General features: G+C 74.5%; 11 protein-coding genes. 3 read left to right on the top strand and 8 right to left on the bottom strand.

All coding sequences use genetic code 11. From position 1 onward, the window contains the following. The first annotated feature begins 3 nt into the window (after positions 1–3). Together AC0HI0_RS40910 and AC0HI0_RS40905 are read left to right on the top strand one after the other, a co-directional pair. A complete protein-coding gene (locus AC0HI0_RS40910; protein ID WP_480928820.1) occupies positions 4–960 on the top strand; it encodes a sensor histidine kinase in 957 nt (318 codons plus the stop codon). After that, entirely contained in the window at positions 957–1,610 is a 654-nt protein-coding gene (locus AC0HI0_RS40905) for a response regulator (protein ID WP_480928819.1), read from the top strand. The genes AC0HI0_RS40910 and AC0HI0_RS40905 overlap by 4 nt, the downstream gene beginning before the upstream one ends. A gap of 16 nt (positions 1,611–1,626) precedes the next feature. On the opposite strand, the gene AC0HI0_RS40900 is transcribed toward AC0HI0_RS40905, so the two are convergent. From AC0HI0_RS40900 to AC0HI0_RS40890, 3 genes are all read right to left on the bottom strand, one after another. Further along, a complete protein-coding gene (locus tag AC0HI0_RS40900) occupies positions 1,627–2,091 on the bottom strand; it encodes a hypothetical protein (protein WP_480928818.1) in 465 nt (154 codons plus the stop codon). Positions 2,092–2,221: 130 nt separating this feature from the next. Further along, positions 2,222–3,331: a class I SAM-dependent methyltransferase gene (locus AC0HI0_RS40895; RefSeq protein ID WP_480928817.1), complete on the bottom strand. Its 1,110-nt coding sequence runs from the start codon at positions 3,329–3,331 to the stop codon at positions 2,222–2,224. After that, positions 3,328–3,708 carry a transposase gene (locus AC0HI0_RS40890; RefSeq protein ID WP_480928816.1) on the bottom strand — a complete coding sequence of 127 codons (381 nt, stop codon included), beginning with the start codon at positions 3,706–3,708 and terminating at the stop codon, positions 3,328–3,330. The genes AC0HI0_RS40895 and AC0HI0_RS40890 overlap by 4 nt, the downstream gene beginning before the upstream one ends. Here AC0HI0_RS40890 and AC0HI0_RS40885 point away from each other — a divergent pair. Beyond that, positions 3,665–4,309, top strand: coding sequence for a MarR family winged helix-turn-helix transcriptional regulator (locus AC0HI0_RS40885; RefSeq protein WP_480928815.1), 645 nt, complete (start codon positions 3,665–3,667; stop codon positions 4,307–4,309). The genes AC0HI0_RS40890 and AC0HI0_RS40885 overlap by 44 nt on opposite strands. Before the next feature lie 139 nt (positions 4,310–4,448). On the opposite strand, the gene AC0HI0_RS40880 is transcribed toward AC0HI0_RS40885, so the two are convergent. From AC0HI0_RS40880 to AC0HI0_RS40860, 5 genes are all read right to left on the bottom strand, one after another. Further along, a complete protein-coding gene (locus tag AC0HI0_RS40880) occupies positions 4,449–5,849 on the bottom strand; it encodes an MFS transporter (RefSeq protein WP_480928814.1) in 1,401 nt (466 codons plus the stop codon). Positions 5,850–6,130: 281 nt separating this feature from the next. Further along, a complete protein-coding gene (locus AC0HI0_RS40875) occupies positions 6,131–7,399 on the bottom strand; it encodes an ABC transporter substrate-binding protein (RefSeq protein WP_480928813.1) in 1,269 nt (422 codons plus the stop codon). Position 7,400: 1 nt separating this feature from the next. Further along, entirely contained in the window at positions 7,401–8,897 is a 1,497-nt protein-coding gene (locus AC0HI0_RS40870) for a CoA-acylating methylmalonate-semialdehyde dehydrogenase (protein ID WP_480928812.1), read from the bottom strand. Between the two features lie 8 nt (positions 8,898–8,905). Next, the gene (locus AC0HI0_RS40865; RefSeq protein WP_480928811.1) at positions 8,906–10,273 is read right to left on the bottom strand and encodes a transaminase; all 1,368 of its coding nucleotides are present in this window, start codon (positions 10,271–10,273) and stop codon (positions 8,906–8,908) included. Continuing rightward, on the bottom strand, positions 10,270–12,045 hold the full coding sequence (locus AC0HI0_RS40860; RefSeq protein ID WP_480928810.1) for a hydantoinase B/oxoprolinase family protein: 1,776 nt from the start codon (positions 12,043–12,045) through the stop codon (positions 10,270–10,272). Before AC0HI0_RS40860 ends, AC0HI0_RS40865 begins: the two co-directional genes overlap by 4 nt.

Below are 12,045 nucleotides of genomic sequence, written 5' to 3'. Positions count from 1 at the left end.
TCCATGAAGGACTCGGGGGCGCTCGCGGCCTTGGCGCTGTGCGCGGTGGTCGTCCAGGCCGGCGCGCCGGCCGTGGTCGACCAGGTACCGCCGTGGGTGGTCGCGGTGGACGCGGTGGCGGCCGTGGCCGCGTTCCTGCTCGGCCGGCGGATGCCGCGCGCGAAGCCCGCGGCACTGGTCCTGGCCGGGTCGGCGGTGCCGACCGTCGCGCTCGCGTTCCTGGCCGCCGACGTGTGGACCGCCGCGCCCGTGCTGCTGGTGGTGGCGGTCGTGCTGCCGTGGCTGGTCGGCCGTTCGGCCCGCCAGCACGCGGACCTGGCCGCCGCCCGCACCGAGCGCGTCCACCTGCGCGAACGGGCCCGGATCGCGCACGACATGCACGACACCCTGGGGCACGAGCTGAGCCTGCTGGCCCTGCGCGCCGGAGCCCTCGAACTCGCCCGGGACCTGCCCGAGCACCACCGGGCCGCCGCCGCCGACCTGCGCACCGCCGCCGGCACCGCGATCGGGAGCCTGGCCGGCATCGTCGCCCTGCTGCGCAACGACGACCCGCCGCCGCTGGACCCGCCGACCGCCGACCTCGCGGACCTCGCCGAACGGGCGGCCGACGCCGGCCTGCCGGTGACCCTGTCCTGGACCGGGCCCCGGCCGCTGCCCCCGGCGACCGCCCGAACCGCGCACCGGGTCGTGCGGGAAGCGCTGACCAACGCCGCCAAGCACGCCCCCGGCGCGCCGGTGCGGATCACCGTGACGGCGTCCGGCAACACCGCGGTCGTCGCGGTCGCCAACCCCGTGGCGTCCGGTGCGCGCCGCGCCCCCGGTGCCCGTTCGGGCCTGACCGCGCTGCGCGAACGGGTCCGGCTGGCCGGCGGCACGATCCGGTTCGACCGGACCGGCGGCACGTTCGAACTTCTCGCCACCCTGCCCCTGACCGAACACGACCACCAGGTGGGCCGATGATCCGGGTGCTGCTGGCCGACGACGAGGCGATGATCCGCGCGGGCGTGAAGGCGATCCTCGACACCGACCCGGACGTCGCCGTCGTGGCGGAGGCCGACAACGGCCGGGACGCGGTGAGCCTGGCGATCGCGCACCGGCCCGACGTGGCGCTGCTGGACATCCGGATGCCCCGGCTGGACGGCCTGGCCGCCGCCGCCGAGATCACCCGGGCCGCCCCGGCGGTGGCGGTCGCCGTGCTGACCACGTTCGGCGACGACGCCTACGTGGCACGCGCGCTGGACGGCGGGGCGCGCGGCTTCCTGCTCAAGTCGGGCGACCCGAGGGAACTCCTGGCCGGGGTGCACGCCGTGGCGGGCGGCGGCGCATACCTCGCGCCCGAGGTGGCCGCGCGGGTGCTGGCCGCGCTCGGCACCCGGCCGCTGTCCCGCGCGGCCGAGGCGCGGGCCCGCGCCGACGTGCTGACCCCGCGCGAGCGGGACGTGCTGGCCCTGCTGGGCGCCGGCCTGAGCAACGCCCAGATCGCCGGCCGGCTCGACCTGGTGGAGGGCACGGTCAAGGGCCACGTGAGCACCATCCTGACCCGCCTGGACCTCGCCAACCGGGTGCAGGCGGCCGTCCTGGCGCACGACGCGGGCCTGGTCCACCCGTGAGCCCCGGCCGGGCGGCCTACTCGGCGGGCCGCACGTCGTCCTGGCTGAACACCCCGCGCAGCACCCGCGCGTCACGCCGGTAGGACACGCGGGCCCACCACCGGCCGTCCCCGCGCCGGGTGCGCTCCCACACCAGCGTGCCGGGCCACCACTGCCCGTCGGCCCGCACCCGGCACGCCTTGCCGGGGTCCAGCGGGGCCTGCGCGTCGTGCCGCCGCAACCACTCGGGCGTGCAGCAGTGGTCGCACGGCTGCAACGTCCCCGGATCGACGTCGTTCCACCGGACGCGCACCGCGTCGTGGGTGTCCTTCCCCTGCCGCCGCGACCGCTGGTGCCCCTTGCGCAGCCAGTCGCACGACGGGTCGTTGTGGTAGGCCCGGCCGCCCTCGGTCCGCCACCCCTGCTTCAACACACCGGGCGGAGGCTCCCGGCACAACGCGCACTGCCCCGGTGGCAACAGGTGCTTGCACTCGTCGTCCACGGCACCCCCTCACCGCCATGATCACGCAACCGCCCCCGCCCGCGACAACGGGATCACCCGGCCGTGCGGCACGGGCCTGCCGGGCGCCAGCAACTCCAGCCGCAGTTCGTGATCATCAACCGACGGCCGCTCAGACCGGCCCTGGCGCGACGTCGTGCAGGACGAAGGTGGCGAACCCGAGTTCCCGCCGCAAGCCGCCGAGCCAGGTGTCACGGTGCTCGCGGGCGGCGGTGAGCGCCTGGTCGCGGTCCTCGACGGTCGGGGCCGACCGCACGGCCCAGTCGACGAGCGAGCCGGTCCAACCGAACTCGTAGTCGTCCCACTCGGTCAGCGTGCTGACGTGCCCGAAGGACGGTTCGAGGCCGTGCCGGTGGAATGCCCGCACCAGGCCGGCGAGGTCGGGGACGGAGTCGGCCGGGAGCCCGAGCGCGGCCACCGCCGCCGCCGACGGGGTCCCTTCCCAGATCATCTCCCCGATCAGCGCCTGACCACCGGGGCGCAGGTGCCGCCGGACGGCGACCAGCATGTCCTCCAACCCGCCGAAGGCGTGCCGGGCGCCGACGCAGAGCACCACGTCGAAGGGCCCGTCGCTCCAGGTGGCGGCGTCGGTCTCGACCCATCGCACCCGGTCCGTCAGCCCGCGCTCGCCGGTGCGCCGGGCGGCCGAGGCAGGCAGCATGTGGTCGATCCCGACGCCTGTCGTCGCGGGATGGTCCAGCAGCACCTGCTGCAGCCACTCGCCCTCACCGCAGCCGAGGTCGACCACGCGGGCGCCAACGGCCGGACTCAACCACCCGACCAACTCGCGCAACCGGTCGCGCGCGACCGGAGCCGCGATGGGATGGCGCAGGTGCGCGATGTCGAAGATCTCCGATCGGTCTACTGAGGTGACGCTAGTTGTTGCTGCGATGAACAGCCGCCGGATTTCTTTGCGGGCAACGGGATCAGTTCCTCGACGGTGTCGACCGCTGCCCTGGCCGGCGGTCATGACCGACAAGGCGCGGGCGAGCACGCCAGGACGGTCCAGCGGTACCAAGAACCCCGGCTGCGGACCCGGCGCTCGTCCAGTCCGGCCAGTTCCTTGCAGGACTGGAACGACTCCTCGATCCGCCACAGGCACGCCGGTCGCGGCGTACGCGCGGTAGAACGCCAGTTCGCCGCTGCCGTGATCGCGACGGATCAGCAGCCAGTGCTGCCCGGTGTTGTCAGGGTCGGCGGCAGGATCGATGGTTTGGATCAAGGCCCGGTCGTAGAGACGTCGGCCCTTGGCTCCGGCACCGGCCGAGCGGCGCTGCCGGCCGCGCCGGGTAGCAGGACGGCCAGTTCGACGGCCTTGCGGATCCCGATCCCTGTGGTGATCCGGTGGTCCTCCGCGACCGCCAGGACGTAGCCGACCCGACGTTGACCAGGTCCGTCCGCAGCGGGGGCAGTTGCCGCAGACCTCATCACCGGTGGCCCACCGGCTGCCCGCATCCGGGCCGGGTCAGCCGTCCAGCACGTGGGCGGGGAGAGAACCCGGTCGATGAATGCGTGGCCGCGAGCCGTGGCGCAGGTCAGGTAAACCGCGACCTGGTTGTTCTCGATCCGCCCCGCAGTGCGGGTGTACTGCCGCCGCACCCCGACCGTGTGGCCGCCCTACGTCCTGGGCCGACACACCAAGATCGCGCCGTCGGCTACCGATCCGAACTACGGCTGGAGTACTAGGCTCGTCCTCTGGCCTGTTGTCGACCGCAACGCGGCCGACCACAGCGAGGAGACGAACGTGGACACCGATCCGGACACCAGGCTGCTCGACGCGATCCGCACGGTCATCCGACTGGCCCGGATCGCCCAGCAGGTGTGCGAGGACGGCGGCCTGACGCTGGCCCAGTACCGCGCGCTGAGCAGCGCCGCCCTGGGCCACCAGCGCGCCTACGAACTCGCCCAGTACGCCGCCGTCACCCGGCCCGCGATCTCGGCGCTGACCAACGGCATGGTCAAGTCCGGCTTCATCCGGCGCAGCGGCACCGCCGACGACGGGCGCGGCGTCCTGTTCTCCATCACCGACCACGGCTCGGAGATGCTGCGCAAGGTCGAGGGCCTGCTGGTGCGCCGGTTCACCGAGGTGCTCGGCGATTCGGTCGACGCCCTCGCCCTGCTGCACAGCGCGGACCTGGAGGACGCCATCGACGCGCAGGCCGACCGCGAGTTCGGCCCCGCCCGCACCCGCAACCGCTAGTCGACCGACGCCGGACCGGTCACCCCCACCACTTCCGTCCGGCACCACGGAGCCGCCGGCTGTGCCGACCGGTGAGGTCGGGGACACGACGGCGGGCTGTCTCGGAGCGGAACTGCGCAGCCCGCCCGCCGGGGTGCATCTAAGCCTTGCGCGGCAACAACACCGCGATCACCACGGCCGCGACCACCAGGATCGCCGTCGCCCACGCACTGGCCACCGCGTAGCCCCGCACGATCGCCGCCGCGTCCGCCGGCACGTCGGTGTGGGCCGCCGCCACCCCGCCCAGCACGGCGGGCCCGAGCGCCGCGCCGATCTGCTGGCTGGTGCGCACCAGCGCGGACGCGGGCCCCGCGTGCGAGCTGTCCGCCACGCTCGTCGCCGCGCTCATGCTCGGGGCCATCAGCAAACCGCTGCCCAGCCCGGAGACCAGCAGCGCGGGCAGCACCAGCCCCGGGTAGGAACTGGTCGGGGTCAACGCGATCAGGATCGCGAACCCGCCGGCGATCAGCAGCAGGCCGATCGGGATGAGCAGGCGCGGGCGGACCACCGGCAGCAGCCGCAACGCCAGCCGGGTCGCGAGGATGCTCACCGCCACGAACGGCAGGAACGCCAGCCCCGCCCACAACGCCGAGAACCCGCTGACCACCTGCAACTGGTAGGTCAGGAACAGGAACATGCCGAACATCGCGAACTGCGCGGACGCCACCGCCAGGTTCGCCCCGGCCCGCGACCGGTGGGCCGGGACCGCCGGGGGCAGCAACGGCTGTCGCGCCCTGGTCTGCCAGTGCAGGAACGCCGCCAGCAGCACGAACCCCAGGCCGAGCAGCCCGAGCGTCAATCGGGAGAACCACCCGTTGCGGTCGACCTCGCCGAGCGCGTAGACGATCGCGCCCAGCCCGCCGGAGGCCAGCAGCACACCGGGCACGTCCAGCCGCGCCTCGCGGGACGGCCGGGTCGCGGGCACGTACTTCAACGCCGCGAACACCACCGCCGCCCCGATCGGCACGTTGACGTACATGCACCACCGCCAGTCCGCCCACGTGGTCAGCGCACCACCCAGCACCTGCCCGACCGCAGCGCCGGACATGAGCGTCGCGCTGAACGCCGCGAACGCCCGCGCCCGCTCCGCGCGGTCCGTGAAGGTCACGCTGACCAGCGACAACGCCGCCGGCACGAGCATCGCGGCGAACACCCCCTGGCCGACCCGACTGCCGATCAGGGTGGCGGCGTCGGGTGCGAGCCCGCCGACCGCCGACGCCGCGGTGAACCCGAGCACGCCGATCACCAGCGCCCGGCGCTGCCCGATCCGGTCGCCGAACCGGCCGCCGGTGAGCAGCAGCGCGCCCAGCGTCAACGAGTACGCGACCAGCACCCAGTGCTTGTCACCGTCGGCCAGCCCGACGTCGCGCTGCGCCGACGGCAGCGCGATGACCATGATGGTCACGTCGATCGCCGCCAGCAGTTGCGCGGCGGCGAGCACGGCGAGCGCCCGCCACCGGTCCCGGTGCCCGGTGGTGGTGCCCTGCTGGAGTGTGCCCACGACTGCTCTCCCCTGGTCGACGGCGACGCCGCGAATCGATGCCTGCGATTGCCATGGATGTTCGGCCACGCTCCCCGACCGCCCGAGGGAAGGTCCACAGTGGACAGAAAGGGTCCGGGCGGGTCCGCCCTCAGCGCACCGAGAAGCCGCGCCTGCCCGAGTTTCAGGGCCTGATCGCGCCGCGCCGACCCCGGCGGACGGCGCGCACCTCGCCCGCGTCGCCTCGCGGTGCGTCCGCGACCTGTTCCCGCCGAGGTGCGCGCGGAAACCGTGAGCCGGCACTAGATGTGCCGGTAGGTGCCGAGGCACCGGTAGCCGGCGCCGGTCGGGTCCAGCCGCACGAACCGGCGGTCCCGCACGCCGACGACGGCCAGGCACGTCGGCGGGTCGTGCCGGCCGGCCTCGGACGGCGGGTTCATCCCGTTCGCCGTGGTGGGCCCGAGGTTGGTCAGCGCGGTGAGCAGCCGGGCCCGGGTCACCTCCGGCCCGGCGGCCCGCACCGCCTCCGCGAACAGCACGCCCGCCGACCAGGTGCCCAGCCCGTACAGGTCGGGCACGGCACCGGGCCGGGTGCGCTCCAGCCAGGTCAGGTAGGTGTCCAGGGCCGGGTTGTCGGGCCGGTCCTCGCCCAGGAACATCGCGTACGGCAGCGGCGCGACCAGGTTCCCGGCGTCGTCGCCGACCTCGGCCAGGAACCCCGGCGAGTACGCCGTGGGCGCGATCACCGCGTCCGGCCGGAAGCCCTGCCGCGCGGACTCCAGCTGCACCTGCGCGACCACGTCCGGGCCGGTCCCGGACAGGTCGAGCACCCGGACCCCGGCGGCCTTCATCTTCCCGACGTCCTCGGCGAACCCGGTCTCGCCGGGCCCGATGCCGCGCGAGTAGGCGAACCGGTACCCGACGGACTCGGCCGTCGCGTGCACGGCCAGGCCGTTGGTGGGGATGTGGGTGGAGTAGAGCGCGGCGGCCCGGGTCACCGCGTCCGGGTGCCGCTGCCTGACCCACTCGTACCCGCCGGTCGGCAGACCGGGCGGCAGGGTGATCGCGGAGACCGCGTTGGGCAGCCGGTAGAGCGTCGGGGTGAGCAGGTTCCCGTGCAGCGAGACGAACTCCGGGTCCGACTCCAGCACCTCCTGCCCGCAGCCGTCGTGGTTGGACCAGGTGCCGACCACCGCGAACACCCTGGTGCGCAACGACGACAGCGACCGGGCGTAGCCGGCGCAGTCGGACCCGTCGTCGGCGTGCAGCACGACCACCTCGCGCCCGAGCAGGCCGCCCTGCGCGTTGAGGTGGCCGACGAACGCGTCCATCGAGTCCACGGCACGCTCGAACGCGCCCGCGTCCGGCCCGGTCCGGGTGGCGATCATGCCGAGGGTGATCCGGGTGTCGGTCACCCCCGGCCCGGAGATCGTCCCGCTGCCGCCGCCGAGCACCGCCGGCGGCGTCGGCCGCACCACGCGCTCCTCGACCACCCGCTGCCCGCCGGCGCACCCGCCCAGCACGAGCACCGCCACGACCAGGATCCGCCGCACCACCACGCCGCCGGCCACGTCAGTTCCGGGGGAAGCCGAGGTCGAGCCCGCCGTGGCCGGGGTCGGGCCAGCGGCTGGTGACCGCCTTCTCCCGGGTGAAGAACCGGAAGCCGGCCGCGCCGTACGCCTTCGCGTCGCCGAACAGGGACGCCTTGAACCCGCCGAACGAGTGGTAGGCCACCGGGACCGGGATGGGCACGTTGACGCCGATCATCCCGACCTGCGCCGCCCGCTGGAAGCGCCGGGCCGCGCCGCCGTCGCGGGTGAACACCGCGGTGCCGTTGCCGTACTCGCCCGCGTTGACCAGCTCCAGCCCCTCGGCGAACCCCGGCACCCGCACCACGCACAGCACCGGCCCGAAGATCTCGTCCCGGTACACCCGCGCGGTCGTCGGCACCCGGTCCAGCAGGGTCGGCCCGAGCCAGAACCCGCCGGGCGCGCCGTCCACCGGCACGTCCCGCCCGTCCACGACCACCACCGCGCCCTCCTCGGCCGCGCCCGCGATGTAGTGCGCCACCCGGTCCCGGTGCTCGGCGGTGATCAGCGGGCCCATGTCGCACGACCGGCGGCCGTCGCCGACCCGCAGCGTCCGGATCCGCGCGGTGATCGCCTCGACCAGCTCGTCGGCGACCGACTCCACCGCGACGACCACGGAGATCGCCATGCACCGCTCCCCCGCCGAGCCGAACCCGGCGTTGACCGCCGCGTCGGCGGCCACCTCCAGGTCCGCGTCGGCCAGCACCAGCATGTGGTTCTTCGCGCCGCCCAACGCCTGCACCCGCTTGCCGTGCCGGGCGGCGGTCTCGTAGATGTGGCGGGCGATCGGCGTCGACCCCACGAACGACACCGCGCGCACGTCCGGGTGCTCCAGCAACCCGTCCACCGCCTCCTTGTCGCCGTGCAGCACGTTGAGCACGCCGGCGGGCAGCCCCGCCTCGGCGAACAGGGCGGCCAGCCAGTTCGCCGCGGACGGGTCCTTCTCGCTCGGCTTGAGCACGACCGCGTTCCCGGCGGCCACCGCGATCGGCACGAACCACAGCGGCACCATCGCCGGGAAGTTGAACGGGCTGACCACCGCGACCACGCCCAGCGGCTCGACGATCGTGTGCACGTCGACCCCGGTGGACACGTTCGCCGAGTGCTCTCCCTTGAGCAGCAACGGGAACGCGGTGGCCAGCTCGACCACCTCCAGGCCGCGCGCGATCTCGCCCGCCGCGTCCGCGAGCACCTTGCCGTGCTCGGCGGTGATCACCGCCGCGAGGTCCGGCGCGCGGGCGGCCAGCAGCTCCCGGAACCGGAACACGACCTGCTGCCGCTTGGCGGCGGACGTGGCGCTCCACGCCGGGAACGCGTCCCGCGCCGCCGCGACGGCGGTGTCCACGTCGGCACGCCCGGCCAGCGCGACGGTCGCGGTCCGCACGCCCAGCGCGGGGTCGTACACCGGCCCGTGCCGCCCGCTCGTGCCGGCGTGCGGCTTCCCGTCGATCCAGTGCCGGATGGGGTTCTGCTCGGACATCGGGTTCCTCAGCTGGTCAGGGTGCGCACGGCCGCGCCGAGCACCGCGAGGTGCCGGTCGACGTCCGCCGCGCTGGTCTGGGGGCACATCAGCGCCATGTTGTGGAAGGGCGTGAGCAGCACGCCCCGGTTGAGCAGGTAGAGGTGGAGGTAGTCCTCCAGCTCCACGTCGGTCGCCCGCTGCGATTCGGTGCCGTTGCGCGGTTCCACGGGGGTGAACCGGTACTCCGACCGCGCGCCGAGCTGGGCCACCGTCCACGGCAGCCCGTGGCCGGCGATCAGCTCCCGGACCCCGGCGGTGTAGCGGGTGGACAGCGCGATCATGTGGTCGTACGCGGTGTCGGTGAGCACCTCGGTGAGCGTGGCGCGGGCGGCGGCCAGCGACAGCGCGTTGCCGGCGAGCGTGCCGCCGACGCCCCCGGTGTCCACCAGGTCCAGGTCGGTCCGCCGGCGCAGGCGCGCGGCGAGGTCGGCGCTCAAGCCGTACGCGCCGATGGGGATCCCGCCGCCGATCGCCTTGCCGATGGTGACGACGTCCGGGTCCAGCCCCCACGCCCGGGTGCACCCGCCGGGCCCGGCCGAAACGGTGTGCGTCTCGTCGTTGATCAGCACCACCCCGGCGGCGCGGGTCAGCGCCCGCACGCCGATCAGGTAGCCGGGGTCGGGCAGCACGATCCCCATGTTGGTCAGCGCGGGTTCCATCAGCACGGCGGCCACGTCGCCGTGCGCGAGCTGGCGCTCCAGCTCGGCGAGGTCGTTGAACTCGGCGACCCGGCTGGTCCGGGTCACGTCGACGGCCGGGCCGACGTTGCCCGGCCGCGCGCGCGGCCCGTCCGGCCCGGTGACGATGAACGACTCGTCCACGCTGCCGTGGTAGCTGTAGCTGTTGACCAGGACGCGCGGCCGGTCGGTGAGCGCGCGGGCCAGCCGCAACGCCCACCGGTTCGCGTCGGTCGCGGACAGCGCGAAGCTCCACCGGGACACCCCGAACCGGGCGGCCAGCTCCGCCGCCACGACCTCGGCGTCCTCGGTCGGCATCATCGCGGTCGCGCCGCCGAGTTCGGCGTAGCGGCGGGTCACCGCCGCCACGGTCGGCGCGGGCGAGTGCCCGGCCATCGCCCCGGTGTCGCCCAGGCAGAAGTCCAGCAGCTCGTGGCCGTCGAGGTCGACCACCCGCGCGCCGGACGCCTGCCCGAGGTACAGCGGGAACCCGGCCGGGCCCTTGGCCATCCACGTCATCGGCACGCCGCCCAGCAGGTGCCCGCCCGCCGCGTGGGCGGCGGCCGAGTGCGGGTGGCGCTCGGCGAACGCCTTGCGCTCGGCGTCGAGCAGCGAGGTCAGCCGCGCCCGGTCGGGCGCGGTGGTGGTGTGGGTCATGAGGTGCCTTCCTGGTGGCGGAGCAGCGCGGTGGTGGCGGTGTCCACCTCGCCGTGGTCGTCCAGCGCGACCCGGTAGACGTGGTGCGCGCGGACCGCGCTGACCCAGCCCTCGCGGACGTCCCGGGCGACCAGCCCGGGGTCGCGGGTGTGCGGCGGGCCGTAGCCGCCGCCCCCGCTGGTGCGGGCCACCAGCCGTTCGCCCTCGACGACCCGCACCGGGCCGCAGATGTCGAGTTCGACCAGCTCGCCGGCGAGGTCGCGCTTGTGCTGCGCGGACCGCTCGCCGGCCAGGCCGCCGCGCGCGCCCCGCATGGGGTTGACCGCGCCGTCGTTGGCGTAGATGGCTTCCAGCTCGCAGCCGACCGGCCCGTACTCGACGTGCAGGCCGGGCGCGCCCCGGTGCCGCCCCGCGCCCTCGGTGTCCTGGGCGAGCCGCCGTTCGTGGATCACGATCGGCTGCTTGAGCTCGTCGATCTCGACGCTGTCGAGCAGCAGCGTGCCGCCGCTGCCCAGGTCGTCCATGGTGAGCCAGCCGTCGCTGACCGGGCCGCCCGCGCCGCCGTTGGTGCCGATGAAGATCTGGTTCACGAACGGTTCCGCGCCGTTGCGGGTGTCCACTCCGGACACCACGGCCTCGGACGGCGACATGCCGGTGCCGACCTCGGCCAGCCCGATGCCCTCGCCGAGGTCGGCCATCGCCCGCTGGACCAGGTTGCCCACCCGGTTGGCCAGGTTGGTGGTGGCCACCGAGCAGCTCACCGGGTGCCGGGGCACGCCCACGACGCAGTTCTCCCGCAGGTGCACGCGCACCCGCCGGAAGCTGCCCTGGTTGTGCGGCACGGTGTGGTCGATGCTGTTGAACACGCCGATCAGCGCGGCCGTGCGGGACGACGCCTCGCTCAGGTTGAGCCCGGACGGCACGCAGTCGGGGTTGTCCCGCAGGTCGACGTCGATCATCGCCTCGACCGGGTCGACCGACACCACCGCCCGCACCGGGACCCCGTCCGGCACCCCGGGGAACGGGTCGTGCCGGGTGGTGGTGACCGCCCGCCCGGCGGGCAGCCCGGCGATCGCCGCGGCCATCCGGGACTCGCCGTAGTCCAGCCAGGCCGAGGCGAACGCGTCGAGTTCGTCCCAGCCGACCTCCTCGGCGAGCTGCGCCAGCGCCCGCTCGCCGATCCGCGCGCTGCCCAGCACCGCGAGGTAGTCGCCGCGCCACTGGTGCGGCACCCGGATCCGCATCTCGCACATCCGCAGCACGTCCGCGCGGTCGAGGTAGTCCTCCTGCACCTTGACCACGGGGAAGATCAGCGCGCCCTCCTCGTAGACGTCGCGCGCGCTGGCCATGTAGGTGGTGGGCACCGAGTTGCCGCAGTCGGCCTGGTGCGCCTTGGCCAGCACGGTGAACCGGTGCACGCCGGCGTCGTCCACGACCGGCACCAGGATCGAGTGGTCGGCCGCGTGCGTGTTGCCGTGGTAGGGCGAGTTGTGCAGGAACGCGTCGCCGGCCCGCACGTCCGGGTGGAACTCCAGCATCGACCTCGCCTGGAGGTCCGGCCCGCCCATGACGTGGATCGGCGGGCTCTGCCCGGTCATCAGCACGTCCCCGGCCGCGGTCAGCACGCAGCACGAGAAGTCCCGCGCGGTGTTGAGCACGCCGGAGCGGCCGGACCGGGCCAGCGTGTTCGACATCCGCCGGACGATCGCCTCGAAGCGGTGGCTGAGCACCGCCAGCGCCGCGCCGTCGCGGACCACCGTCGTCCCGGTCAT

Source organism: Saccharothrix sp. NBAS 001 (assembly GCF_056640475.1).
Note: the sequence above shows the minus strand (reverse complement) of the source record. Positions and strands in the feature narration are given on the sequence as shown.